A 26,371-nucleotide genomic window follows, 5' to 3' on the forward strand; every position below is an offset into this window, starting at 1 on the left:
GCTGAGGCGCGGGACACGCCGTTTATTTCAATCCGTGAGCGCTTCGATCTTCGGCCAGACCGGCCCAAGCGCCGATGCGATCTCCTTGAAAAGCTGATAGCGCTTTTCATAAAGCGCGCTTCGGGCTGCATCCGGCTCATAGGTGCGGCCTATGGCGTCGAGATCGCGCGGGTCGCTGTAGACATTGGCAAAGACACCTGCGCCCTTGCCAGCGCAAAGGGCGGCACCCCAGGCAGCGGCCTCGTCCGTATCCGTGACGGTAACGGGCATGCCGAGAACATTGGCGAACATATGCGCGAAAGCCGGGCTGCGCGAAACGCCGCCAGTGAGGCGCGCGGCGGAGATTGCAAACCCGTCTTTCAGGTGATCGACATGGATACGATGATTGAAGGCAATGCCTTCCCAGATCGCGCGCAGCATGTCGCCCCGATCCTGCCAGCCACGCAGACCGAAAAACGCACCGCTCGCCATCGCTCCATAGGGCGAACCGAAGAGGTAGGGATGGAACATTGCCGTCGAAGGCTTTGCCAATGCCGCATCGATTTCCGGGCGCAGCATGTCGTGGATGGAACGTCCTGTTTCCTCTGCCTCGCGCCGTTCTGCCGGGCAGAGCTTATCGAGGAACCAGTCGTAATTGGCCGTCGATGCGGGCGAGATCGACATATTGTTCCATTCGCCCGGCGCAATGCCATTGCGGCAGAACCAGCTTTTATTGACACGCGGTTCGGAAGACAGCGTTTCGTTGATGGAATAGGTTCCGGCAACCACGGCAACGGTCCCGATGCCAAGCCCGCCGACGCCAAGCGCTGAAGCGGTGACATCGTGCAAGCCACCGACAACCGGTGTTCCGGCAACGAGGCCGGTGCGTTCCGCGCATGCGCCCGAGACGCTACCCACAATTTCATCGGAACGCGACATGGGTGGCAGCGCATCCCAAAGCGCATCCAGCCCGAAAAGGGCAAGCGCTTCTTTCGAATATTCCTGCGTGTTGACATCGGTGAAGGAGGTCGAGGCTTCAGTGCGATCCGTTCCCACATCGCCGGTCAGGCAAAAGCGCAGCCAGTCCTTGCAGGCAATCACATGCGCGATGCGGCGATAGCGTTCCGGCTCATTTTCCTTCACCCATGCCAGAATAGCCGATGGTGCCGATGCATGGGGAAGCTGGCCGGTGATGGTTATGGCCTGTTCTGCAACGGGACTATTGACCCAACACTCCGCAACATCGACGGCGCGGCTGTCGAGAGACAATATGCCTGCGCCAAGCGGACGGCGGTCCTTGTCGAGCATGTAGATGCCATCACCATGCGCTGTGGTGGCGATGGCCAGAATGTCCGAAGCAGGCCGCCCGCTTTTGGCTATAGCTTCGGCAATCGCATCCGCTGTTGCATTCCAGAATTCATCCATGTCGCGTTCGACATGGCGGGCGCGCGGAAAGGATTGCGCCACGCGACGGCGCGCAACGGCAAGGGTGGTTCCGTCAATATCGAACAATACGGCTTTGGTGACGGTCAGTCCGCTGTCGATTCCGAGCAGAGAAGGCATGTATCGTATTCCTGATAAATATGCGCGGGCTATTCTTGCTTGCCGCCTGTTCCGGCGCGGGCAACCACCACGTTGATGCCTTGCGCCTCCATGCGCTCGATATGCGCGAAAGGCGTATCTTCATCCACGATGACGACATCGAAGTCGCTGAGTGCCCCGAAATTGTGCAAAGCGCGGCGCTCGAATTTTGTGTGATCGGCCAGAAGAATGCGCTTGGCGGCGCAGTCCAGCATGGCACGCTTGGTTTCCACCATTTCCGGCGACTGATGGAACAGAAGGTCGTCGGTGATCGCTGCAATCGAAATGAAAGCCACATCGGCGCGAAGACGACGAATTTCGTGGATCGTCATGCCGCCGACGAATGCGTTGCACCAGTTATAGAGCTGACCGCCAAGGCCAAGCAGCGTCACATCCTTGATGTCACGCACCTCGTTCATCAGGATCAGCGAATTGGTGATGACGGTGAGCGGTCCCTTGCCCGGAAGATGCGGCACCATTTGCAGAACAGTGGTGGAATCGTCGAAGAAAATGGCCTGTCCCGGTTCAACGAACTGCATTGCAGCTTCGGCGATCAGTTTCTTTTCTTCCGACTGGCGGGTAACGCGATAAAGATCGCTTGCCTCGATCAGGCTTGTGGGCGCAGCCGACACGATGCCGCGCGACTTGCGAAACAGGCCACGGCTTACCAGTTCATCGACGTCGCGATGCGCTGTCATCAGGCTGATGCCGAACCGTTCGGTGAGGTCCTCGATACGCATCGAGCCTTCAGCCATTACAGTTTCCGCAATCTGCTGGCGCCGGACGAGCTGACGCGCATGCCGGCTGTCGTTCGGCACTTGCCCCGTTGTGAGGCCATTCGTCATCAGCTTGTCAATGCTTGCTTTGTTGCTCACTGCCATGCCTGTCACTTGTCCCCTTGCTTGCGCGTTTCGAAAGCCTCGAAATCGCCTGATAGGCTTCATATTGCGCGGTCTTCAGCCCCAAAATCCAGCGAGTGGTTGCATGGGACTTTCTTGCGGAGAGGGACTTCCAGAATGCGCATCCCGAAAGCTTTCTGCTGTCGGGATGCGTCTTTTCAAACCTTACTGTTCGAGAACGAACGGCGAGGTGTACTTGTCGACATTGTCCTTGGTGATCAGGATGCAGTCGAAGAGCTGCTTTTCATGATCCACACCAGTCTTGCCGGTCTTGATGAAGTTGTCGGCCTGCTTGACCGCAGCTTCCGAGAACACGGCAACCGGCTGCAGAACGGTGTACTGCAGTTCACCCGCCTTGATGGCTGCAACCGCATCCGGCGAACCGTCGAAACCACCAACCTTCACCTGATCCAGCTTGCCGGCCTTCTTCAGAGCAGCAATTGCGCCCAGAGCCATTTCGTCATTACCGGAGATAACGCCGATGATGTCCGGATTGGCCTGAAGCAGAGCCTGCATCTTGTCGTGACCCTGGGTACGGTCCCAGTTGGCGACGTCCTGACCGGCCTTCACCAGATCCGGATACTGCGACAGAACGGTTTCATAGCCGTTCGAGCGCGTTGCGGCGTTGTTGTCCGATGGCGAACCGAACAGCTCTACATACTTGCCCTTGTCGCCAACGCTTTCGACCCACTGGGTCGCACCGAGAGCGGCACCCTGTGCGTTGTTGGAAACGAGCTGTGCCTTGGCCAAACCTTCCTGGTTGATTTCCGCATTGACGAGGAAAACCGGGATGTTGGCGGCGATTGCACGCTTGACCGCGCCGACCGAACCGTCCGCATTGGCCGGATCGAGAATGATGGCAACCGACTTGTTGGTGATAGCCGTGTCGATCAGGTTGCTTTCGGTGTTGGTGTCGCCCTTGTGGCCGCCGACAACAGCCTTGTAGCCGAGACCTTCAGCGGTCTTCTTGGCGATTTCACCTTCGGTGTACCAGTACGGGTTGGATGGATCGTTGACGATGATCGTCATCAGTCCTTCCGCCCAGGCCGTGCTGGCGATGAGAGGCAACGCTGCCGCAGCGGCGAACAGAACGCGCATTCCCTTCTTGAACATGGTCTCACTCCCTTAACATTTTTCGTTTGCGTTATGCCGGTTCCCCGGCGGTACTCATTTCCATCAGGCCGTTTTCGAGTTCCTGTGCCCTTTTGGAAGTCTTTCGATACGCCCGGTTATTTTCGCGGCTCCGTCCGGAACGGTGGACAGAGCCGCTATCGATCATCGCCGGGAGTATTGAATGCTGTTGAGCAGAACCGCGAGCACGATTACCGCGCCGGTAAAGACGGTCTGCCAGTAGGAGGACACGCCGATAATCACGAGGCCGTCGGAAAGGAAACCGATCACGAAAGCGCCGAGAAGTGTGCCCTGGATAGTACCGCGCCCCCCAGTGAGCGCAGCGCCACCGATAACCACGGCAGCGATTGCCGTCAGTTCGTAGGTGGTGCCTGCCGTCGGACCAGCCGACGTAAGCTGCGAAGAAAGAACCAGACCTGCAATGGCAGCGCAGATGCCGGAAATGACATAGACCGACACCTTGACGCGCTTGACCGGAACGCCGGACAGTTCAGCCGCACGTTCGTTGCCACCCGACGCATAGAGCCAGCGGCCAAATGCAGTGCGGTTGAGAACGATGGCGCAGATGATGGCGAGAACCGCCAGAACCAGAACGCCGATCGGCACGCCGAATAGCTTGTTGAAACCGAGCCAGTCAAAGCCTGTATTACCAAGCTCAGGACGTCCGCCGAGATTGTTGTAGGTCAGGCCATTGGTCATCAGAAGCGCCACGCCGCGGGCGCAATAAAGAACGCCGAGCGTCGCAACGAACGCCGGAACACGCAGATAGGCGATGAGCACGCCATTGACCGCACCGACGAACGCACCGAGCGCACAGGTGATGAGAACCACGGCCCAAACCGGGAAATAGAGAATGATGCCGAATTCCTGCAGCGTCACGCCCTGCATGAGGAAACCGGCGACCACACCGGCGAGCCCCAATGTGGAACCGACGGAAAGATCGATACCGCCATTGAGGATGACGAGCAGCATGCCGATGGCAAGCAGGCCGAAAATGGCCACGTGCGACGACATGATGAGGAAGTTATCGACCGAGAAATAATAAGGCGAAAGGAACGAGAATACTGCGATGATCGCGATCAGTGCAAAAAATGCACGACCTTCGAGCAGCAGATGCACGATGCCGGGTTTCCGCTTCGCGCCGTTCGGAGCCGCTGTTTCTTTGTTGGTGCTCGTGACTGACATTCTATCAGTGCTCCATAACCAGAGCATTTAACAACCCGACCTTGTCGGGTCTTATGCTCTATCCTTTTGTTTTAACGCATAATCTTGTCCGAAAAGTCTGCAACTTTTCGGGATTATGCTTTAGTGACCGACCATGGCTTCGCCCGAGGCGGCCATGATCTTCTCCTTGGACACGTCCGATCCGAATTCGGCAGAGATGCGTCCACGGTGCATGACGATGATACGATGAGCGATGCTGAGGCATTCGCCGACTTCCGACGTCGTGTAGACGACGGCCAGACCCTGCTTCGCCTTTTCAGCCAGAAGCTTGAACACTTCCGCCTTCGCCCCGATGTCGATGCCGCGGCTCGGCTCATCGAGCAGGATGACTTCCGGTTCGGTCGCCAGCATCTTGCCGATCACGACCTTCTGCTGGTTGCCACCGGAAAGCGAACCGATTGCCGCTTCGCCGCCATCCGTCTTGATATGCACATTCTTGATCGACTGATCGACAATCTGCTTTTCGCGCTTGCGCGATGTGAACAGACTCTTGGTCATTTCGGTGATGCTGGCGAGCGACAGATTCTTGCCGACCGTCATCGTCTGGACGAGACCGTCGCGCTGGCGATCTTCCGGCACCAGCACAAGGCCCTTCTCGATACGTTGTGCGATGGTGAGGCCGGAAACGTCCTGCCCTTTGAGGAGAACGCGTCCGCCGCTTGCCTTGAGACGACCGGCAACGGTTTCCAGAAGTTCCGTGCGACCGGCGCCCATAAGACCATAAATGCAGACGATTTCACCTGCGCGCACATTGAGCGACATGCGGTCGACCAGCGAGAAGCCCGCGCCACCCGGGTCGGGAACGGTCAGGTTCTCAACAGAGAGCGCCACATCGCCCCAGTCATATCCGGTTGGAGGCGAGCCGAGATCGAAGTTCTCGCCGACCATGTTGCGCACGATCCATTCCAGATCAATTTCCTCACGCGGCGCATAGGCCGTCATGGTTCCGTCGCGCAGCACCACCGCATGATTGGTGATCTGCAACGCTTCTTCCAGATGATGCGAAATGTAGACGATGGCGACACCGCGCGCCGTCAGGTCGCGAATGACCTTGAACAGGACTTCCACTTCCGAGGCGCTGAGCGCCGAAGTCGGCTCATCCATGATGAGAATGCGCGAATTGACCGAAAGGGCGCGGGCGATTTCAACGACCTGCTGCTGGCCGAGACGAAGTTCCTCGACCGGCGTCAGCGGGTCGATATCTTCTTCCAGTTCCTTCAGAAGCGCGCGCGTCAGGCGTTCTTCCTCGGCAAAATCAACGCCGGTGGCGGTGCGGATTTCGCGCCCCATGAAGATGTTGTCGCGCACGTTCATGTTGGGCGCGAGGCTCAATTCCTGATGGATGATCGAGATGCCGAGGTCGCGCGCTTCGGTGGACGAATTGAACGTCACAGGTTCGCCATCGAGAATGATCGTGCCCGAAGTCGGCTGGATGACGCCCGAAAGCACTTTCATCAACGTCGATTTGCCAGCGCCGTTTTCGCCGAAAAGCGTCGTGACCTGACCACGGCGAATCTCGAAATTCACGCCCTTCAGGGCATGAATGCGACCATAGGATTTGGCAACGTTGTTTGCGGCAAGAACGACATCACCGTTTTTGCCTTCGATTTTCGAAGCGGTGCTCATTTCACTTCGAGCCCCACGGGCGTGACGAGCCAGTTCTTCGGATTGACGACCTTGAACACGCCCACAACCGTCACGGTTTTGCCGACGAGATTCTCGACATCGACGCCGGAAAGCACCTGCTTCTTCATCTCGTTGTTCAGCGCAGAACCGGCATTTTGATATTCGATCTGGTTCTTGAACTGGCCGAACTGGATTTCGCCGGTTGCATCGCGCAGATCGGTGCCGTTGACGGCAGGGCCGGTCTGAACGCGGATGGCAACGCCTTCCGGCAGGCCGTCGACCTTCACGACATTGTAGTTGGACTTGCGCTCCTCAACGGTGCCTGTAAACTTGACCGGGACAACCGGATTGACGTCGCCGACGCCATATTTCTTTCCGGCGGCGGCCTTGTCGGCGGCGAGAGCCGTTCCAACTTCCACTGCATCCACGGCGCGCTGCTCAACGCTCGCCTTCACCTTGGGGAATTCGGAAGCACCGTAGGCATCGGGGGAGAAAGCCTGCTGGCGCACATCGGAATCAGACCCGATCTTCACGACCTTCGTGTCGAAGGCAATCGCACCGACAACCACGATCGCAGCGATCACGCTCCAGACGACGGCGCGGCTCAGCTTGGCGGGTTTTTGTGAAACTTGACTGGTTTGTGCACTCATTATCAAACGCCTTCAGCAATTCTGCCGTATTGTCGTTATGGAAACGGATGATGCGGCTGAATTAGACCGCCCGGAGATTACCCTCGACCATTGTCATCACGCTTACCGGATAGGCAAAAGCCTCCGCCAAAGCGGTGCAGGACGCGACAGACGAGATCATGATAGCCTCCACATGAATTCCAGGGCCCCGCTCCTCCGTGCATCCTGGAAACAGATGCGCCGCAATCAAAACCTATGATAGCGGCGTGTTATTAACTCCAATAATGATGTTATAAAGCTCGAAAGCTGTCAATCGGATGTTTTCGAAACACCGGTGAAATAGCACAATTTCGCGCCGAATCTCGATCACGATCTAGAGAAATCCACTACATAATTCGTTATCAATCGCACTATTCACAGCGCCGTCTTTTCTCGCAAAGTCAGCCATAGAGATACTCGCAAATTTCTATATTTTCTTTTATTTTCAATGAATTAAATACACTCAAAACCAAAGAAACATTAAGCCATCGATGGAAAACAGTGGGAAAACCGCACTCGAAGGCGCGGAGATTTCCCCTGCATTCACTCTTTGGTGAAAAAAAATGCTCCTTCTAGAAAATTTTACAGACAACGTGATAGCGTTATGTTATCTCCAGCATACGCCATCGCCCGATTTCATTATAAACAGGGCTGCGAGCGACGTATTTTCAGTCGCGGGAGGAATCCAAATGTCAATGAAAGCACATAGCCGCCATGCGTGAGAAAGGTGACATCATCATCGGGATCGACGCAGGCACGTCTGTGCTCAAGGCAGTCGCTTTCGACCTTAGCGGACGCCAGATCGAATCTGCTGCCGTTCGCAACAAATACGATACCGGCGAACATGGCGCTGTCACACAATCGCTTTCCCAGACGTGGCAGGACTGCGCGCGAGCATTGCGCGACCTCGGCGCGAAGATGCCCGGCCTTGCCGAACGCACTGCGGCAATCGCCGTTACCGGTCAGGGTGACGGAACCTGGCTTGTCGGCCGCGACAACCAGCCGGTCGGCGATGCCTGGCTGTGGCTCGATGCCCGCGCGGCAACGACGGTGACGCGCCTCGCCGCTGGCCCCATGAACCGTGCGCGCTTTGAAGCGACCGGCACCGGGCTGAACACCTGCCAGCAAGGCTCGCAGATGGCGCATATGGACAGCATCGCGCCCGAGCTGCTGGACAATGCCGAAGTCGCGCTCCACTGCAAGGACTGGCTCTATCTCAATCTCACCGGCGTTCGCGCCACCGACCCTTCGGAAGCAAGCTTCACCTTCGGCAATTTCCGCAATCGCCAGTATGACGATGTCGTCATCGACGCACTCGGACTGACGAAACGGCGTGGATTGCTGCCGGAAATCATCGACGGCACCGAAGTGCAGCATCCGCTATCCCCCGAAGCGGCAGCTGCAACGGGTTTGCGGGCAGGGACGCCGGTGAGTCTCGCCTATGTCGATATGGCCATGACAGCACTTGGTGCGGGCGTGCGCGGCGGTACAGCAGGCGCCGGGTGCTCGACCATCGGTTCGACAGGCGTCCATATGCGCGCCAAGCCGGTTGCCGATATCCACCTGAACAAGGAAGGCACCGGTTACGTCATCGCGCTGCCCATTCCCGGCATCGTCACCCAGGTGCAGACCAATATGGGGGCGACGATCAACATCGACTGGATATTGCAGGTTGCTGCCGACCTCATGTCGACGCCAGACAAGCCTGTTTCGCTCAGTGACCTCATTCCCCGCCTTGATGACTGGTTTAATGCCAGCCGTCCGGGTGCAATCCTCTATCATCCGTATATTTCGGAAGCGGGCGAACGCGGTCCCTTCGTCAATGCCTATGCCCGGGCCGGTTTCGTCGGTCTTTCCAGCCGCGACCGTTTCCCGGAAATGGTGCGCTCGGTTGTCGAGGGCCTCGGAATGGCGACGCGCGATTGCTACACGGCCATGGGTGAAATGCCCGCAGAATTGCGTATCACCGGCGGTGCAGCGCGTTCAAAAGCATTGCGCAGCACCCTTGCCGCAGCGGTAAATGCGCCCGTGCGCGTTTCCTCGCGTGAAGAGGCGGGAGCCGCAGGTGCTGCCATGATGGCCGCGGTGGCCATTGGCGCTTATCCAAGCATGGATGCATGTATTGCGGAATGGGTCGAGCCGCTGCTTGGCCCTTGCGAGGCCCCGGATGGTCCGCGCGCAAAGCACTATGAAGAACTCTTCGTTGCCTATCAGGAAGCCCGGCTGGCACTGACGCCCGTCTGGGACAAGTTGGCTTCCGATAGAGCATTTCCAGCAAAAGCGTGAAGCGGTTTTGCGTTCGGAAATGCGGTGAACAAAACGAATAAGGCCGGACCTCCCTTCCGGCACATATAGACTATGGGATGCAATTGCATCCGAAGGAGCATGAAATGGCTGAACCGGAAACCTGCGATCTCTTTGTAATCGGTGGTGGCATCAACGGCGCGGGCGTGGCCCGTGACGCCGCCGGGCGCGGCCTCAAGGTGGTGCTGGCGGAAAAAGACGATCTGGCGCAAGGAACTTCGTCACGCTCCGGCAAGCTGGTACATGGTGGTTTGCGTTATCTCGAATATTATGAGTTCCGCCTTGTGCGCGAAGCGCTGATCGAGCGCGAAGTGCTGTTGAACGCCGCTCCCCATATCATCTGGCCAATGCGTTTCGTTCTGCCGCACAGCCCGCAGGACCGCCCCGCCTGGCTGGTGCGGCTTGGCTTGTTTCTCTATGACCACCTCGGCGGTCGCAAGAAGCTTCCCGGCACACGCACGCTCGACCTGCGGCGCGATCCGGAAGGCACGCCGATCCTCGACCAATATACCAAGGGCTTCGAATACTCCGACTGCTGGGTCGATGATGCCCGTCTCGTTGCATTGAATGCGGTTGGCGCTGCTGAAAAAGGCGCGACCATTCTGACCCGCACGCCTGTCGTCTCCGCACGCCGCGAAAAAGGCGGCTGGATCGTGGAAACGAAGAACCGAGACACGGGCGAAACCCGCACATTCCGCGCGCGCTGCATCATCAACTGCGCCGGACCATGGGTCACGGATGTCATCCACAATGTTGCCGGCTCCAACTCGTCGCGCAATGTGCGTCTCGTCAAGGGCAGCCACATCATCGTTCCGAAATTCTGGTCGGGCGCAAATGCCTATCTCGTCCAGAACCACGACAAGCGTGTTATCTTTATCAATCCTTACGAGGGCGACAAGGCGCTGATCGGCACCACCGACATCGCCTATGAAGGCCGTGCCGAAGATGTTGCAGCAGATGAGAAGGAAATCGAATATCTGCTGACTGCAGTGAACCGCTATTTCAAGGAAAAGCTGAGGCGCGAAGACGTGCTGCATTCCTTCTCCGGTGTGCGTCCGCTGTTCGACGACGGCAAGGGCAACCCTTCCGCCGTCACCCGCGATTACGTCTTCGACCTCGATGAAACCAATGATGCGCCGCTGCTCAACGTCTTTGGCGGCAAGATCACCACCTTCCGCGAGCTGGCGGAGCGCGGCATGCATCGCCTCAAGCACATCTTCCCGAAGATGGGCGGCGACTGGACTCATGGCGCACCGCTTCCGGGCGGCGAAATCGCCAATGCCGATTATGAAACTTTCGCCAATAGCTTGCGCGACACCTATCCGTGGATGCCGCGCACGCTTGTCCAGCACTATGGTCGTCTCTACGGAGCGCGCACGAAAGACGTTGTTGCAGGCGCACAGAACCTCGAAGGGCTTGGCCGTCATTTCGGCGGCAATTTCCATGAGGCGGAAGTGCGCTATCTGGTGGCCAGGGAATGGGCGAAGACGGCGGAAGACATTCTCTATCGCCGCACCAAGCACTATCTGCACCTGACCGAAGCCGAACGTGCCGCTTTCGTGGAATGGTTCGACAACGCTAGAATGGTCTCTTGAGGACACTATGGCCCTTACGCTTTCTCTGAACACCAATCCACTTGTGAACCGCTTTGCCGAGCCGGATGATCTGATCGAAACAGTTGCACGCGATCTGCGCCTGCGTGACCTCCAGCTCACCCACGAATTCATCAATCCAAGCTGGCAGGCTTCAACCATTCGCCGCCTGACGCGCGATATGGACAAGGCCTTGCAGCGCACCGGTGTCCGCGTCACTTCGGGTATGACCGGCCCCTATGGCCGCCTCAACCATTTCGGCCATCCGGATGCAGAAGTACGTCGTTATTATATCGACTGGTTCAAGACCTTTGCCGACATTATCGGCGATCTTGGCGGCAAGTCGGTCGGCACGCAGTTTGCGATCTTCCCCTATAAGGATTTCGATGACGCTGCGCGCCGCGAAGACCTGATCAAGATCGCCATCGATTGCTGGGCGGAAGTCGCCGAACATGCGAGCCGTGCCGGTCTCGACTATGTGTTCTGGGAACCGATGAGCATCGGGCGTGAATTTGGCGAGACGATTGCCGAATGCATGAAGCTTCAGGATCGCCTGACCGCCGCCGACATGGCTATTCCGATGTGGATGATGGCCGATATCGACCATGGCGATGTGACATCCGCCAATCCGGACGATTTCGATCCATACGCCTGGGCACGCGCCGTGCCGAAAGTCTCGCCGATCATTCACATCAAGCAGAGCCTTATGGACAAGGGCGGGCATCGTCCTTTCACCGCCGCGTTCAATGCCAAGGGGCGCATCCAGCCGGAACCGCTTCTGAAAGCCTTTGCCGAAGGCGGCGCGGTGGACAATGAAATCTGCCTCGAACTGTCGTTCAAGGAACGCGAGCCGAACGACCGTGAAGTCATTCCGCAGATTGCGGAAAGTGTGGCTTTCTGGGCTCCGCACATTGACACCGGCGCTAAGGACTTGAAGATATAAACGATTTCAGGAACCGGACCGCTTTCAATGGCAGATGCTGACGATTCACTGGCGCTGCGCGCCGCATGGCTTCACTTCGTGGCGGGCATGACCCAGTCAGCCGTTGCGAAGCGCCTTGGTCTGCCCTCCGTGAAAGCGCATCGCCTTATTGCCAAAGCTGTCGCCGACGGTGCGGTGAAAGTCAGTATTGACGGCGACATTACCGAATGTATCGACCTCGAAAATCGTCTCGCCGATATGTACTGCCTCGACTATTGCGAAGTCGTGCCCGACATCGGCGAGGAAGGTCTGCCGCTCATGGCGCTTGGCCATGCGGGTGCGGATTTTCTGCGCCGCGAGATCGAGCATGGCGACCATGAAGTCATCGGCATCGGCCATGGCCGCACGCTTTCGGCTGCAGTCAACTATATGCCGCGCGTCGTCGCCAATGATCTGCGCTTTGTGTCGCTGCTCGGCGGCCTGACGCGCAATTTCGCCGCCAACCCGCATGATGTGATGCACCGCATCGCCGAAAAGACCGGCATGCCCGCTTATGTGATGCCGGTACCCTTCTTCGCCAACACGGCGGAAGACCGCGAAGTGCTGCTCGCACAGCGCGGCGTCACCACCGTTTTCGACATGGGTTGCCAGGCCGAACTGAAGATCGTCGGCATCGGCACAGTCGATGCACAGGCGCAGCTTGTCACATCCGGCATGATAGAACTGGCTGAAGTGGAAGAGATCGCCAGCCTCGGCGGTGTTGGCGAAATGCTCGGTCATTTCTTTGACGCCAATGGCCAGCGCCTCGAAACAGCATTGACCGCCCGCACCATCGCCGCATCGGTCGAAAACGCGGATATGAGCCGAATCGTGGGCCTTGCCGGTGGAATTTCCAAGGCGGAAGCCATCCGCGCCGTGCTGAAAAGCGGTCGTCTTTACGGTCTCATCACCGATGAACGCACGGCAAAGACGCTCGTTGAGCAGCCGAACGGAAAATAACATAATAACATTTTTGCAATGGATTATTTTGTGATTTTGTGATCTAACTTCATGCGATAAATGTTCCGCCAATGAGATCGGACGAGAGCGTGAAGCGCGACGACAGAAGACAGGCAATCATCAACCTTCTGATCGAAAATCAGGCCGTCGATCTCGACGATCTGGCGGATCGGTTTGCTGTTTCCAAAATGACGATCCATCGCGATCTGGATTCGCTGGAACATACCGGCGTGCTGCGCAAGGTACGCGGCGGAGCGACGATCGATACCGGCACGCAATTTGAAAGCGATTTCCGCTTCCGCGAACGGCAGGACGGCGAAGCGAAGCAGAAAATGGCCCGCGCCGCGCTTGAGCTTGTTGAACCCGGCATGACGGTGATGATTAATGACGGCTCCATGGCGGCTGTCCTTGGCGGCATGCTTCTGGAAAAGCGTCCGCTGACAGTCATCACCAACAATGCCGTCATCATCGATGAGCTGAAGGGCGAGAACGGGATCAATCTGATTGCGCTCGGCGGAACCTATTCAGCCAAGTTCAATGCGTTTTTCGGTATCCTGACGGAAGGAGCCCTGTCGCATCTGAGCGCCGACATCGCCTTCATTTCCTCGCCTGCAGTCAATGGCAAGCTCGTCTATCACATGGATGAGAATGTTGTTCGCACCAAGCGCGCCATGACGGCATCCGCCGCCCGCACCTGCCTTCTGGTCAATCACCAGCGGTTCGGACGCCCTGCCCTGCATGTGATGGCTGATCTTTCCGATTTCGACGCGATCATCACCGATGCCTCCCCCGACGCGACTGTACTGGCCGATCTTGAACAGGCTGGCATTGCACTGACCATCGCTGACGACTGCGCATAAACCTAGAGGACGAAAATTGAGCATGACAAAATTCTGGATTGGCACCAGCTGGAAGATGAACAAGACGCTGGCCGAGGCCCGCATTTTCGCCGAAGCCTTGAAAGCTGCCGATGCAAGCCGCTCGACCGACATTCAGCGTTTCGTCATCCCGCCCTTTACCGCCGTGCGCGAAGTGAAGGAAATCCTGTCCGGCACTTCCGTCAAGGTCGGCGCGCAGAACATGCATTGGGCCGATCAGGGTGCATGGACCGGCGAGATTTCGCCGCTGATGCTCAAGGACTGCAATCTCGATATCGTCGAGCTTGGCCATTCCGAGCGCCGTGAACATTTCGGTGAAACCAACGAAACGGTCGGCCTCAAGGTCGAAGCTGCGGTGCGCCACGGCCTGATCCCGCTCATCTGCATCGGTGAGACGCTGGAAGACCGCGAAAGCGGACGCGCCGCGGAAGTGCTTGAGGAAGAAGTGCGCGGAGCACTTTCCAAGCTTTCCGACGATCAGAAGCAGGCGGAAATCCTGTTTGCCTATGAGCCGGTCTGGGCCATCGGCGAAAATGGTATCCCGGCATCAGCAGATTATGCCGATGCGCGCCAGGCGGAAATCATTGCGGTTGCAGAAAGCATGCTCGGTCGTCGCGTGCCTTGCCTCTATGGCGGCTCGGTCAATCCGGGCAATTGCGAAGAGCTGATTGCCTGCCCGCACATTGACGGGCTTTTCATCGGTCGCTCGGCATGGAACGTCGAAGGTTATCTCGACATTCTGGCCAAGTGCGCCGCCAAGATTCGAGCTAATTAAGGAGCAATATGATGAAAGTAGCAGTAGCAGGCGACAGCGCCGGTGAAGGTCTGGCCAAGGTTCTCGCCGATCACCTCAAGGATCGCTTCGAGGTTTCGGAAATCTCGCGTACAGACGCTGGCGCAGATACATTCTACGCCAACCTCTCCGACCGCGTGGCTTCCGCCGTTCTCGACGGCACCTATGACCGCGCCATCCTCGTTTGCGGCACCGGCATCGGCGTATGCATTGCAGCCAATAAGGTTCCGGGCATCCGCGCCGCGCTGACGCATGACACCTATTCGGCAGAGCGCGCAGCGCTTTCCAACAATGCCCAGATCATCACCATGGGCGCCCGCGTCATCGGCTCGGAAGTGGCCAAGACCATTGCCGACGCCTTCCTCGCTGAGACCTTTGACGAAAATGGCCGTTCGGCTGGCAATGTCAACGCGATCAACGAAGTTGACGCGAAGTACAACAAGGGCTGATTATTCAGTTTCTTGAAAACAAAAAAAGCGGCCATCAGGCCGCTTTTCTTTTGGCTTATAGCAGGGCGCTAAGATGCTAACGCATCACGCCCTGAAGATGCTCAATCGCCGCACGGGCTTAACCAAGTCTCAGCGAGACTTGGTTTAACAGCAGAATTTAGCTGAACTTCGGGTCCAGCGAACCATCGCGATAGCGCTTTGCCATTTCGGAAAGCGGGATCGGACGGATCGAGGCAGCATGACCGGCAGTGCCGAACTGCTCAAAACGCTCCTTGCAGAGCTTGGTCATAGCAGCCATTGCAGGCTTCAGGTATTTGCGCGGATCGAATTCGCTTGGATCTTCCTGCAGGACGCGGCGGATCTGGCCGGTCAGCGCCATGCGGTTGTCCGTGTCGATGTTGATCTTGCGCACGCCATGCTTGATGCCGCGCTGGATTTCCTCAACCGGAACGCCCCAGGTCGGCTTCATCTTGCCGCCGTATTTGTTGATGATTTCCTGCAGCTCTTCCGGCACCGAAGACGAACCGTGCATGACAAGATGCGTGTTCGGCAGCTTGCGATGGATTTCCTCGATCACGTTCATGGCGAGGACGGAACCGTCAGGCTTGCGGCTGAACTTGTAAGCACCATGCGACGTGCCCATGGCGATCGCCAGTGCATCGACCTTGGTTTCGCGCACGAATTTCACGGCTTCGTCCGGATCGGTCAGAAGCTGGTCGTGCGACAGCACGCCTTCCGCGCCGTGGCCGTCTTCTGCATCGCCCATGCCGGTTTCGAGCGAACCCAGAACCCCGAGTTCACCCTCCACCGAAATGCCGCCGAGATGCGACATCTCGCTGACCTGACGCGTGACTGAAACATTGTAGTCCCAGTCGGCAGGCGTCTTGCCGTCAGCTTTGAGCGAACCGTCCATCATGACGGAGGTAAAGCCTGCCTGGATGGCGGTCATGCAGGTAGCAGCTTCGTTGCCATGGTCCAGATGCACGCAAACCGGGATATGCGGATAGATTTCCGTCACCGCATCCATCATATGACGGAGCATGATGTCGTTTGCATAGGAACGCGCGCCACGCGAAGCCTGCAGGATCACCGGCGCATCGGCGGCGTCCGCCGCTTCCATGATGGCAAGCGCCTGTTCCATGTTGTTGATGTTGAATGCCGGGACGCCGTAACCCTGTTCAGCGGCGTGATCGAGCAATTGCCGCAGCGTAATGCGCGCCATTTCTAGCCTCCTAGAGCGCATCCCGAAAAGTGTGAAACAGTGTTCGGAACAAGATGCGCGTAAAACAAATGGATGGAGCATTTCCAATGCTCCAGACGATGTCAGATCAGGTTATTTCGCGAAGTATTCGCCGAGGATATCCACCTCTTCGGCCACGCCGAACACCAGCGCACTGCGCTCGTGATAGGTTTGCGGGACGATATCAAGAATGGATCTCGAACCGTCGGTCGCCTTGCCACCCGCCTCACGGGCGAGGAAAGCAATTGGATTGGCTTCGTAGACGAGCCGCAAGCGACCCTTTTCGTAGCCGGGGCGGCTGTCATTCACATAGAAGAACAAACCGCCACGCTGCATGATGCGGTGCATGTCGCCCACCGCAGCACCGAGCCAGCGCATGTTGAAGTTACGCCCGCGCGGACCATCCTTTCCAAGGAATGCGTCGTTGACATAGGCCTGCATACCAGCGGACAAATGCCGCTGGACGGATGCGTTGAACGCCAGATCGGACGTGCGTTCCGGCAGCGTCACATTGCGGCGCGTGATATGGAAAACCCCGCTTGCCGGATCGAAGGTCGCGAAGATCACACCCTCGCCGACCGAAAAGCCGAGATCGACCGAATTGCCGTAGGAAACATAACCGGCAGCAATCTGGCGGTTGCCGGGCTGCAAAAACGGCTCCGCCGTATCTGCCGGGAAAATCGAGAAAATCGTGCCAAGCGGGGCGCCGAGACCCACATTGCCCGAACCGTCGAGCGGATCGATGGCAACGGCAATCAGCCCATCCGCCTTGCCTGCGACGGGGAGGTCCGCTTCTTCCGAAAGAACGGAGGCTGCACCCGCCGCAATCAGCAGTTCGACGAACAGATTGTGTGAACCGACATCGATGCACTTCTGCTGGTCCTGATCGCTGTTGACGCCGACAAGCTTGCCCGGATCGCCGGGAAGCGAACCGCGTGCAATGCGTCCGGCGAGCCGCGTTGCGCCAGCAAGAATAGCCTTGATGGCGTCGGCGGTCGCAAGACGCAAGCCGTCCTTGCCAGCCCAGTTGTCGAGATAGGCGCCGACCGCTTCGGCTTCCACGCGATCGCTATCGCCCACCAGAACCAGTGGAGAAAAATTGCCAGCCATCGTCATTTGCCCTGCTCCAGCAAGAATTTGGCGCGGGCGATAATCGCCTCGGCCGTAATGCCGAATTTTTCATAGAGCACTTCAGCAGGTGCCGAAGCGCCGAAGCCATCCATGCCGATCACGTCGTCTTCGCTGTCGACATACCGTGTCCAGCCGAACTTGCCTGCGGCCTCGACGGCGATGCGCGGCGCATCGCCCAGAACACCCTTGCGGTAATCCTTGCCCTGCTTTTCAAACAGATCCCAGCTCGGCATGGAGACAACCGCCGTTGCGATGCCTTCTTCTGCAAGCTTTTCGGCGGCCTTCACTGCGAGCGAAACTTCCGTGCCCGTGGCAAGCAGCGTGATCTGGCGTTCGCCCTTCGCCTCACGCAGCACATAGGCGCCGCGTGCGGAAAGGTTCTCGCCATTATCGGTGCGCAGCTGCGGCACGTTCTGGCGCGACAGGGCCAGAACCGAAGGCGTATGCGGATCAGAAACCGCCACAGCCCAGCATTCCAGCGTTTCAATCGTGTCTGCCGGACGGAAGACATGAAGGTTCGGCATGGCGCGCAGGCTGGCCAGATGTTCGACCGGCTGGTGGGTCGGCCCGTCTTCGCCGAGACCGATGGAGTCGTGTGTCAGCACATGAATGACACGCACACCCATCAGCGCCGAAAGGCGGATGGCGTTACGGGCGTAATCGGAGAACACCATGAAGGTGCCGCCGTAAGGGATGAAACCGCCATGGACCGCTATACCGTTCATAGCCGCGCCCATTGCAAATTCACGCACACCGTAGCTGACATAGCGACCGCTCTTTTCCGGCGTGAAATCGCTGTCGACGGCAGGAACGCGGGTGAGGTTCGAATGGGTAAGGTCAGCCGAACCGCCGATCATTTCCGGCAGGGCTGCCGTCAGGCTTTCAAGCGCGATCTGGCTTGCCTTGCGGGTCGCAACATTCAGCGGCTTGTCGAGGAGGCGCTGCTTGGCGTCGTGGACAACTGCCGCAAAGCCTTCCGGCAGAACGCCAGCGATACGACGGTCGAATTCGGCGCGTTCGGTTGCAGGCAGCGTATCAACGCGCTTCTGCCATGCTTCACGTTCCGAAACGCCACGCGCACCGGCTTCACGCCAGGCATTGAGCAACGGTGCAGGGATTTCGAAAGCTTCCGCCGTCCAGCCGAGCGCTGCCTTAGTGGCGGCGTTTTCAGCGGCACCCAGCGGCGCGCCATGCACGCCACTCGTACCGGCGCGATTTGGCGAACCATAGCCGATGACAGTCTTGAGCGCGATCAGCGTCGGGCGGTCGGCTTGAGCCTTGGCGCGCGTCAGCGCCGCATCGATGGCGTCGTGATCGTGACCGTCGACCTTTTCGACATTCCAGCCGCAAGCCTTGAACTTGGCAGGAATATCGTCGGTGAAGGCGATTTCCGTGCTGCCATCGATGGTGATACCGTTATCATCATAAAGCAGGATCAGCTTGCCGAGGCGAAGGTGACCGGCAAGCGAGATCGCTTCCTGTCCCACGCCTTCCATGAGGCAGCCGTCGCCGCAGAACACATAAGTGCGGTGATCGACAATATCCTTGCCGAACTGGTCGGCGAGCGCGCGTTCGGCGATTGCCATGCCGACAGAGCTGGCGAGACCCTGACCGAGCGGGCCGGTGGTCAGCTCAACGCCTTCTGTATGACCATATTCCGGATGACCGGCGGTCTTCGAACCCCACTGGCGGAAGTTCTTCAGCTCATCGATGGACACATCCTTGTAGCCCGCCAGATAGAGCGCGCTGTAAAGCAGCATCGAACCGTGACCGTTGGAGAGCACGAAACGGTCGCGGTCCGCCCAGTTGGGAGCCGATGCGTCGAATTTCAGATGCTTCGAGAACAGAACGGCTGCGGCGTCAGCCATGCCGAGCGGCATTCCCGGATGGCCGGAATTGGCGGCATCGACGGCATCGATCGAGAGGGCGCGAATGCAGTTGGCGAGTTGCAGCATATCTGATACGGGCGGGGCGAAATTCATCGGCGGCAACCTCCTTGCCAAAAGCAAAGCCTTGAGCATGTCCGGCAAACGAAACCCGGTTCGGTGCCGATATGCGTAAAACAACTAAGCCAGAGCGCATTGCGCTCGTGCTGCCTGAGATTTCGCAGTCCTTTTAAGGCCAGCCTCTCAGGCACCAATTCCGGTAACACCGTTTCAAAAGCATAACAATACGGCCATAACATTATAACGATTTAAATGTGATCTTGAGTGTGATTTTTCTTTCCACACCCCTGTTTCAGGCCCTTCGGACGGGCCGAATCGCAGCTCTGGCGTCGCGACTCACCTCTCAAAACACAAAAAAGCAGCCCGTAGATCACCACGGACTGCGCTTTATAATGGTATCGAGATGAGGCGGATTACGCCCCGGCCATGCGCTGGCGTCTCTCACGCAACAGCATCGGACCGTATTCCATGACATAAAGCCCGAAAGCGCCCATCCAAAGCAAAGCCGATGCTGCGAGGATGGTATGGAAGAAATTCGGCATGACTTCCGCCAGCGGTCGGATCAGCGCTGCCGCGACAAGGCAAAGATAAGCGACCTGTGTGACGGGCGAGGCAGTCAGTTCGCGCCCGGTATGGCCGCGGGTGGCCCGCGTCATGACCGCCAGCATCATGCAGCCGATTGCGCCGACAGTCACGACATGCAAGGCAGAATAGGGGTTGAGGCGATCAATGGCCGAAAGACCGATGGCGATGAAACCGAGCGGGATGAACGCATAGGCGACATGAAGAACCAGCAGCAGCTTTTCCCGCGCCACAGACCATCCCCGCCAGCGGTAAAGCCGGACGATGTGAAACAGGGCTGCGATCCACGCCAGCACCGCCGTTATCGTCTGATCAGGAGCGGCGATCCAGCCGATGCAGGCAGCCACCCCGACAAGAATGCTGAAACCGTCATAGCGGTTGAAAGGCACCGGAAAGCGTGTCTTCCCCACCTTGTTGAGCCAGTTGCGGGTGAAGCTTGGCACAATGCGCCCGCCAATCACCATGACCAGCAGGACATAGGCGCTGACCCCGATGCGGTTGGCCAATGCCACGTCGCCGTCGGTCAGGATCAGATAATGGAAGACAAGATTGGCAACCATCACCGTCGTCACACCAACCAGTACCTTCAGGTTTTTCCATTGGCGCCCGGCAATGATTTCCCGCGCACAGATGAAAAGCAGCAAGGGCAGAAACAGGCTTTCGACAACGACTGCAAAGCGCACATCGATCAGGTCAGGCTCCAGAAAGACCAGCCGTCCGGCAAGCCATACCCCGCAGAGAATGGCGAGCGGTGTGCCAGATACCGGCAAGCCTCCCGTCCAGTTCGGAATGGCGGTCAGCAGAAAGCCTGCCAGAACGGCCGAGGAGAATCCGAACACCATTTCATGGGCGTGCCAGTTCAACCCGCCATAGGAGCCGCCGAGCGGCATTCCGAGTGTCAGTGACAATATCCAGAAGAGCATGGCCAGAACGGCCCATATGGCTCCGCCCAGAAAGAATGGGCGGAAGCCATAGCTGAGGAGGACGGGACCGGTCATTTTCAGTCCGCGCGGCATACCTTTTTGATCGGATGGCATCGCAGCAGGTACTGCCTGCAGGCTTGGCTGTCTGGTCATGATGTCCTCGTCATGAAGCCGGTTCAAGTTCGGCTCATCGAGAGTTTTCGGTCAATCTTATTTGGCGCTGGCGATGACCTTTTCCAGCCGCTCCTGAACAATCTTCGGCTTCTTGGCCGAAACGATCTGGTCGAGATTGGCCGGGCTGTCACCGACAGCGATGAGCGCGATCATACCCATGGCATAATGCGGTGTGCACTTTACCAGATATGCGCCGGGCTGGGTAACCGTCAGCACATAGTTCTCGTTGATCTTGCTTTTGAACTTTTCGGCGCCTTCAGGGATCATGTCCTTGATGGATTCGACATTATGTCCTTTGTCCACCGGAATAAAGGTGACCGTGTCGCCGGGATTGGCCTTGATATAGGCAGGCTCGAAAACCATGGCGCCCTCGGCGCCCTTGTTGAGCATATGAACTTCGATATTTTCGGCAAGAGCGGGGGCAGCCAGCATGGCGAGGATGCCTGCGGCAGCAAATTTGATCGCGATGTTACGCATTTTGTCCTGATCTCCAACGATTGGCGCACCTGCCGTCTCGGCCTCAACACGCCACGTAACGGGGTTTAGACCTGTCGCCTGCCAACCTCTTTGATCTGGATCAAACAGGTGAAGTTATTCATGATAATGACGCTCAGAATAAAACTAATTGATTTTCTGCATCCCACCATCGCACCATTCGATGTGCCCGCCAGCCCTTTTGCCGCAGCCTCCGGCCGGCCTGCGCGACATGACAAGCCTGCATGCATCTTGTATGCATTCAACGAACGATACTCACCTTCACGCCTATTACAGCCCAGCACTGCCCCCTTAAGAACGGCCCCCGAGAATTGGCAAGGAATGACAGAATGAGCGACACTATTTCGATTTCGACAGAAGAACTCGCCAGGCTTGTGCGAGAAATCCTGCACAAGGCAGGTTTCAGCGCCGATCATGCCACAGCCATTGCCAAGACGATTGTGGCGGGTGAGCGCGACGGCTGCAAATCGCATGGTGTCTACCGTATCGAAGGCTGCCTGCGCACGCTGAAGAGCGGCAAGGTCGTCGCCGATGCCGATCCGGTCGTCACGACTGATGACAGCGCCGTCGTTCGCGTCGATGCCAAGGGCGGCTTTGCCAATCTGGCGTTCGAGCGCGGTACGCCTGCCCTCGTCGAGAAGGCGCGCAAGCTCGGCGTCGCGGCGCTGGCGATCAACGACTGCACCCATTTCGCGGCCTTGTGGCCGGAAGTCGAAGCACTCGCCGAACAGGGACTTGCGGCAATGGCCATGTGCCCGAGCTATGCCACCGTGGCGCCCGCTGGCGGGACGAAGCCGCTTCTCGGCACCAACCCCTTCGCCTTCGGCTGGCCTCGCTCCGGCGATTATCCTTATGTGTTCGACTTTGCGACCAGCGTTGCCGCGCGTGGCGAGCTGGAACTCTACCGTCGCGCCGGGAAACAGCTGCCGGAAGGCTGGGCCGTCGATGCAGACGGCAATCCGACGACCGATCCGGAAGCCGCCCTTGCAGGCGCGATGCTGCCATTTGGCGGGCACAAGGGATCGGCCATTTCCACGATGATCGAACTTTTGGCCGGTGTGATGATCGGTGATTTCACCAGCCCCGAAGCGCTCGACTTCCTTGGCACGACGACGCTTGCGCCACGCCATGGCGAACTTATCATTGCCTTTGACCCTGCCCGCATGGCAGGTGGTCGCGGCAACCCGCAGGAGCGCGGCGAAATCCTGATCGAAGCGATAGCCGGACAGGGCGCGCGCCTGCCGTCGCAGCGCCGCTTTGCCGCCCGCCGCGATTCATTGGCCAAAGGCATCACGCTTACGGCTGCCGAAATGGCGCTTCTGGAAAAATTGAAAGATAAAGGTCTGGACGCCATATCCTGACCAGACACAAAAAAGGCGCCGGAATTCGGCGCCTTTTTCTTTTATCTGTATGCGTTTCAGGCAGCGTATTTCGCCGCCGCACTGCCCTGCTTGAGCCAGTCGGCATACCAGGTCTGGAACAGCTTAAGCTGGGTTTCGCAATAGCCGCGCTGGCTATCGGACAGCTTGTCCGTCTCATTGAAATGCAGCTCATATTCCGGATTGCCGGTCAGAACCATCATATGCTTGTAGAAGAGAACGAGGTCCGGGCCTTCATCGAAGGATGACAGCACATCCAGTGCGGCTTCCAGTTCCAGCGCCAGCTTGCGTGCCTCGACATCGCCTTTGGCAGCGGCCTTCGACAGTGCCACCAGATGCTGGACTTCCTTCGGCAGCACATTGCCGATGCCGGTGATCGCACCAGTTGCACCGCAATTGACGAAGCCGTGGAAAACGCCGGTATCGACGCCGACCATCAGGGTTACATTGTCATCGGCGCTCGTGATGTTTTCGGCTGCATAACGCATGGCTTCCGCACCGCCGAACTCCTTGAAGCCGATGAGGTTCGGATGTTCCGCACGCAGTGCGAAGAACAGGTCGGCGCGGGTCGCAAAGCCGTAATACGGGCTGTTGTAGATAACGGCTGGCAGATCGGGAGCTGCCGCAAGGATCGCCTTGAAATGGGCCTTCTGCGCCGAGATCGACGAACCACGCGAGAGAACGCGCGGAATGACCATCAGGCCCTTCGCGCCAACTTTCTGCGCATGGGCTGCGTGGGCAGCAGCGATCTTCGTGTTGACAGCGCCGGTGCCGACGACGACGGGCACGCCTGCCTTGGCAAGCGCTTCAACGCCAGCCATGCGTTCCTCATCCGAGAGCAGCGGCCAGTCGCCCATGGAACCGCAATAGACAACCGCAGACATGCCCTTCGCGATCAGTTCCTTGCCTTTGCGGACCAGCGCATCGAAATCCGGCGTGCGGTCGGGCTTGCAGGGGGTCATGAGGGCCGGAATGCAACCGGAGAAAATATTAGAGGTCATAGCGTCGTTCCTTGGACGTTTTTCCTTGAGCGTTCTTCACGCGGGCTGGATCTACAATCGGTCTGCCGAACCTTGTATTGAAGTCAAATATACACTTTGTATTTTTCTTGTCGACCAAAATTTTATTTCGGGATAGGATTGCTTGACCGATGAGATTTAAACTGGTGTTAGAATGCAGTTGTGCTGCGGCAAATACACCGACAGAGGACAGACAAGATCATGGACAAAGACGACGCAAACCAGACAGCCGACCGGAAAAAGGGTTCAGGTGTCAAGCTGGTTTACGACGTGCTGCGCGACGAGATCATCGATCTTTCGCTCGCGCCGGGTAGCCCCATTGATGAAAACCAGCTGGCCGAACGCTTTTCCATGTCGCGCACGCCTATACGCGAAGCATTGGTGCGGCTGGCAAGCGACGGTTTCGTAACCACGCTTCCCAATCGCTCGACCGTTGTGTCCAATATCGACTTTTTGAGCCTGCCCGCATTTTTCGACGCAGTAACGCTGATGTACCGCGTGACCACGCGGCTTGCCGCCCGCAACCGGACCGACAAGGATCTTGAGAACATCCGTGCGCATCAGGAAGCTTTTGCCCGCGCAGTCCGTTCACAAAATGCGCTGGAAATGATCGCGACCAACCGCGATTTTCACGCCGCTATTGCTGAAGCGGGTCGCAATCCCTTCTACACCACCTTCTTTTCGAGGCTTCTCGATGAAGGGCGCAGGCTGTTGCGCCTCTATTACCAGTCTTTCGCCGATCGCCTGCCCGAGCGCTACGTCACCGAGCATGAAGACATGATCCGCGCCATCGAAGAACGGGACGTGGATACAGCCGATCTGCTTGGCAAGGCGCATGGAGACCAGATCGTCTATCAGATCCGCAAGCTCATTGCGGAAGACCGTCGCGACCAGCTGGACCTGTAGAGCATTTCCAGCAAAAGTGCGAAGCGGTTTTGCGCAGGATAATGCGTAAAAAATAGTATATCCGCCGTCAAACGGCTTCCGACAGCTGCTGGGGTTCTGTTACCCGGTCGAACCATCCAAGCGTTGCCTGGCTATCAGGAGCCAGAAGAACGCCGCAATCACCGGCGAAGTCGTTCCAGCCTTCGACATAGGTTTCCCGTACCACAGTCAGCACCGGAATCTGGCGCGCATAGGCGATTTCGATGATGGAGCGGAAACCATGCCCTTCCGTCTCGCCCTTGCCGAAACGGTTGAGGATCAGCATATCGGCGCCGCTATCGAGTTCCGCCAGAAGCGAACCTGCCACATCGGCAAGCGCCGCTGGATCGAGACGACACCCCTTCGACCCCGAACCGAGCGACTGCGAGATAATCTGCGTCACGCCGGTGCCAATATGCTCGATCTCGATATCGCGGCAGCATTCATCCGTATTGCTCTCGCGGTGCTGGAGAAAGCCCGCCACGCGCAGCCCTGCCTGCCTCGCCCGATGCGCTACGCCAGCCAGAAGCTGGTCCACCGGCACATCCTTTGCGGCCAGGATGGCTGCAAGTGTCGGTTCGCGGGTCATGCCTCGGCTCCCTCGTTCGACAGCAGATCGATGCCGGTAATGTCGGCATCGGCTGCGAGGATCGCGATATATTGCGACACGGCCTTCGACCAGGTGGAGGCTTCAAGCCAGCCGGCAATCCTGTCGGCAACATAATCGAACGGCAGTTCCTCGCCCTCGATACGGCGGTCAAGCCGTACGATATGAAAGCCGAAACGGCTTTCAATCGGGGCTGGCGTTATTTCACCAGGTGTCAGGCGTTCCAGCGCCCGCTCGAATTCAGGCACCGTGCTGCCGCGTGTGAGCTGACCCAGATTGCCGCCTTGCGCGCCCGAAGGGCAGGACGAATATTCATGCGCAACCGAGGCGAATGTGGCAGGCGCGGCAATCACCGAGGATGCCAGATGGGATGCGGTCGTGCGGGCCTTTTCGCGGGCTTGGCTGTCGGCAGGATCGGCAGCGATCAGGATATGGCTCGCCTCCAGAATAGGCGCACTGGTGAAGCGGTGGCGGTTGTTTTCGTAAAAGCGCAAGGCTTCCTCGCGTGTGGCGGAAGGCACTTCCACCTCCCGTTCGATTACCATGCGCACCAGCGCATCCTCGTCGGTCTCGCTGCGCCCTTCTGCATCCTTCTCGTGCTCGGGCACGATGCCGGTTTCCCTCGCACGCTGCAGAAGAAGCTCACGGATCGCCAGCGCCCGCGCGGCGGCAAGCAGTGCCGCGCCGGGGTTTTCCGACGGATGGTTTTGTGCCTCCGTCAGAATGTCGGTTTCGTTGATCGCCACGCCATTGACGGACACCGCATCAAAGACCGGGCGCGGCTTCGGCGGCACGCGCGTATCCGGCTCCTGATAGGTCGTGTAGCCCGCATTATGAGCATGTGCTCCGTGCGAATGTTCAGCTGGCTGTTCAGTTGGCTGTTTCCGGTCAAAAAGTGTCACCATG

The 26,371-nt window shown here is 58.2% G+C and carries 23 protein-coding genes; 9 read left to right on the forward strand and 14 right to left on the reverse strand.

Going from position 1 to position 26,371, the window contains the following annotated elements:
• Positions 1 to 27: 27 nt before the first annotated feature.
• The 6 genes from OHI65_RS03205 to OHI65_RS03230 form a co-directional block, all read right to left on the reverse strand.
• Positions 28 to 1,542 (reverse strand): FGGY-family carbohydrate kinase, encoded by a 1,515-nt coding sequence (locus OHI65_RS03205; RefSeq protein ID WP_125300784.1) that lies wholly within the window; start codon positions 1,540 to 1,542, stop codon positions 28 to 30.
• A 29-nt stretch (positions 1,543 to 1,571) separates the two neighbouring features.
• Positions 1,572 to 2,441 carry a DeoR/GlpR family DNA-binding transcription regulator gene (locus OHI65_RS03210; protein ID WP_125300785.1) on the reverse strand — a complete coding sequence of 290 codons (870 nt, stop codon included), beginning with the start codon at positions 2,439 to 2,441 and terminating at the stop codon, positions 1,572 to 1,574.
• Positions 2,442 to 2,624: 183 nt separating this feature from the next.
• Entirely contained in the window at positions 2,625 to 3,572 is a 948-nt protein-coding gene (locus tag OHI65_RS03215) for a D-ribose ABC transporter substrate-binding protein (RefSeq protein ID WP_010660875.1), read from the reverse strand.
• Positions 3,573 to 3,734: 162 nt separating this feature from the next.
• The gene (locus OHI65_RS03220; protein ID WP_010660874.1) at positions 3,735 to 4,775 is read right to left on the reverse strand and encodes an ABC transporter permease; all 1,041 of its coding nucleotides are present in this window, start codon (positions 4,773 to 4,775) and stop codon (positions 3,735 to 3,737) included.
• 120 nt (positions 4,776 to 4,895) lie between these two features.
• Complete coding sequence (locus OHI65_RS03225) at positions 4,896 to 6,440, reverse strand: sugar ABC transporter ATP-binding protein (protein WP_264358730.1); 1,545 nt, start codon at positions 6,438 to 6,440, stop codon at positions 4,896 to 4,898.
• Positions 6,437 to 7,090 carry a DUF2291 domain-containing protein gene (locus OHI65_RS03230; protein ID WP_011982655.1) on the reverse strand — a complete coding sequence of 218 codons (654 nt, stop codon included), beginning with the start codon at positions 7,088 to 7,090 and terminating at the stop codon, positions 6,437 to 6,439. The genes OHI65_RS03225 and OHI65_RS03230 overlap by 4 nt, the downstream gene beginning before the upstream one ends.
• 732 nt (positions 7,091 to 7,822) lie before the next feature.
• Between OHI65_RS03230 and OHI65_RS03235 the strand changes: the two genes are divergently transcribed.
• From OHI65_RS03235 to OHI65_RS03265, 7 genes are all read left to right on the forward strand, one after another.
• The gene (locus OHI65_RS03235; RefSeq protein WP_011982654.1) at positions 7,823 to 9,394 is read left to right on the forward strand and encodes an FGGY-family carbohydrate kinase; all 1,572 of its coding nucleotides are present in this window, start codon (positions 7,823 to 7,825) and stop codon (positions 9,392 to 9,394) included.
• A 104-nt stretch (positions 9,395 to 9,498) separates the two neighbouring features.
• Entirely contained in the window at positions 9,499 to 11,007 is a 1,509-nt protein-coding gene (locus OHI65_RS03240) for a glycerol-3-phosphate dehydrogenase (RefSeq protein ID WP_011982653.1), read from the forward strand.
• A gap of 7 nt (positions 11,008 to 11,014) precedes the next feature.
• Complete coding sequence (locus tag OHI65_RS03245) at positions 11,015 to 11,947, forward strand: sugar phosphate isomerase/epimerase family protein (protein ID WP_264358731.1); 933 nt, start codon at positions 11,015 to 11,017, stop codon at positions 11,945 to 11,947.
• Positions 11,948 to 11,974: 27 nt separating this feature from the next.
• Complete coding sequence (locus tag OHI65_RS03250) at positions 11,975 to 12,925, forward strand: sugar-binding transcriptional regulator (RefSeq protein WP_125300787.1); 951 nt, start codon at positions 11,975 to 11,977, stop codon at positions 12,923 to 12,925.
• A gap of 89 nt (positions 12,926 to 13,014) precedes the next feature.
• The gene (locus OHI65_RS03255) at positions 13,015 to 13,785 is read left to right on the forward strand and encodes a DeoR/GlpR family DNA-binding transcription regulator (protein ID WP_029928117.1); all 771 of its coding nucleotides are present in this window, start codon (positions 13,015 to 13,017) and stop codon (positions 13,783 to 13,785) included.
• A 22-nt stretch (positions 13,786 to 13,807) separates the two neighbouring features.
• On the forward strand, positions 13,808 to 14,578 hold the full coding sequence (locus OHI65_RS03260) for a triose-phosphate isomerase (protein ID WP_125300788.1): 771 nt from the start codon (positions 13,808 to 13,810) through the stop codon (positions 14,576 to 14,578).
• Positions 14,579 to 14,589: 11 nt separating this feature from the next.
• Entirely contained in the window at positions 14,590 to 15,045 is a 456-nt protein-coding gene (locus OHI65_RS03265) for an RpiB/LacA/LacB family sugar-phosphate isomerase (protein ID WP_029928121.1), read from the forward strand.
• 157 nt (positions 15,046 to 15,202) lie between these two features.
• On the opposite strand, the gene fba is transcribed toward OHI65_RS03265, so the two are convergent.
• From fba to OHI65_RS03290, 5 genes are all read right to left on the reverse strand, one after another.
• Positions 15,203 to 16,267, reverse strand: coding sequence for a class II fructose-bisphosphate aldolase (gene fba, locus OHI65_RS03270; protein ID WP_109986723.1), 1,065 nt, complete (start codon positions 16,265 to 16,267; stop codon positions 15,203 to 15,205).
• 111 nt (positions 16,268 to 16,378) lie between these two features.
• Complete coding sequence (locus tag OHI65_RS03275; RefSeq protein ID WP_264358732.1) at positions 16,379 to 17,401, reverse strand: class 1 fructose-bisphosphatase; 1,023 nt, start codon at positions 17,399 to 17,401, stop codon at positions 16,379 to 16,381.
• Complete coding sequence (gene tkt, locus OHI65_RS03280) at positions 17,398 to 19,398, reverse strand: transketolase (protein WP_036587135.1); 2,001 nt, start codon at positions 19,396 to 19,398, stop codon at positions 17,398 to 17,400. The genes OHI65_RS03275 and tkt overlap by 4 nt, the downstream gene beginning before the upstream one ends.
• 377 nt (positions 19,399 to 19,775) lie before the next feature.
• On the reverse strand, positions 19,776 to 21,020 hold the full coding sequence (locus tag OHI65_RS03285) for an NnrS family protein (RefSeq protein WP_125300790.1): 1,245 nt from the start codon (positions 21,018 to 21,020) through the stop codon (positions 19,776 to 19,778).
• A gap of 57 nt (positions 21,021 to 21,077) precedes the next feature.
• On the reverse strand, positions 21,078 to 21,518 hold the full coding sequence (locus OHI65_RS03290) for a pseudoazurin (RefSeq protein WP_010660860.1): 441 nt from the start codon (positions 21,516 to 21,518) through the stop codon (positions 21,078 to 21,080).
• A gap of 347 nt (positions 21,519 to 21,865) precedes the next feature.
• Here OHI65_RS03290 and OHI65_RS03295 point away from each other — a divergent pair, with 347 nt between their 5' ends.
• Positions 21,866 to 22,897 carry an Ldh family oxidoreductase gene (locus tag OHI65_RS03295; protein ID WP_036587134.1) on the forward strand — a complete coding sequence of 344 codons (1,032 nt, stop codon included), beginning with the start codon at positions 21,866 to 21,868 and terminating at the stop codon, positions 22,895 to 22,897.
• A 56-nt stretch (positions 22,898 to 22,953) separates the two neighbouring features.
• Here OHI65_RS03295 and OHI65_RS03300 read toward each other — a convergent pair whose 3' ends face one another.
• Complete coding sequence (locus tag OHI65_RS03300) at positions 22,954 to 23,916, reverse strand: dihydrodipicolinate synthase family protein (protein WP_011982643.1); 963 nt, start codon at positions 23,914 to 23,916, stop codon at positions 22,954 to 22,956.
• A gap of 219 nt (positions 23,917 to 24,135) precedes the next feature.
• Here OHI65_RS03300 and OHI65_RS03305 point away from each other — a divergent pair, with 219 nt between their 5' ends.
• Positions 24,136 to 24,840 (forward strand): GntR family transcriptional regulator, encoded by a 705-nt coding sequence (locus OHI65_RS03305; RefSeq protein WP_006468363.1) that lies wholly within the window; start codon positions 24,136 to 24,138, stop codon positions 24,838 to 24,840.
• Positions 24,841 to 24,907: 67 nt separating this feature from the next.
• Here OHI65_RS03305 and OHI65_RS03310 read toward each other — a convergent pair whose 3' ends face one another.
• Together OHI65_RS03310 and OHI65_RS03315 are read right to left on the reverse strand one after the other, a co-directional pair.
• Positions 24,908 to 25,447, reverse strand: a complete 540-nt coding sequence (locus OHI65_RS03310) for a DUF2478 domain-containing protein (protein WP_125300791.1) — start codon at positions 25,445 to 25,447, stop codon at positions 24,908 to 24,910.
• Positions 25,444 to 26,370: a peptidylprolyl isomerase gene (locus tag OHI65_RS03315; protein ID WP_125300792.1), complete on the reverse strand. Its 927-nt coding sequence runs from the start codon at positions 26,368 to 26,370 to the stop codon at positions 25,444 to 25,446. The genes OHI65_RS03310 and OHI65_RS03315 overlap by 4 nt, the downstream gene beginning before the upstream one ends.
• Position 26,371 lies beyond the last annotated feature (1 nt).

Origin of the sequence: Brucella sp. MAB-22 (genome assembly GCF_025908475.1) — a bacterium.
GTDB classification, from domain to species: domain Bacteria; phylum Pseudomonadota; class Alphaproteobacteria; order Rhizobiales; family Rhizobiaceae; genus Brucella; species Brucella anthropi.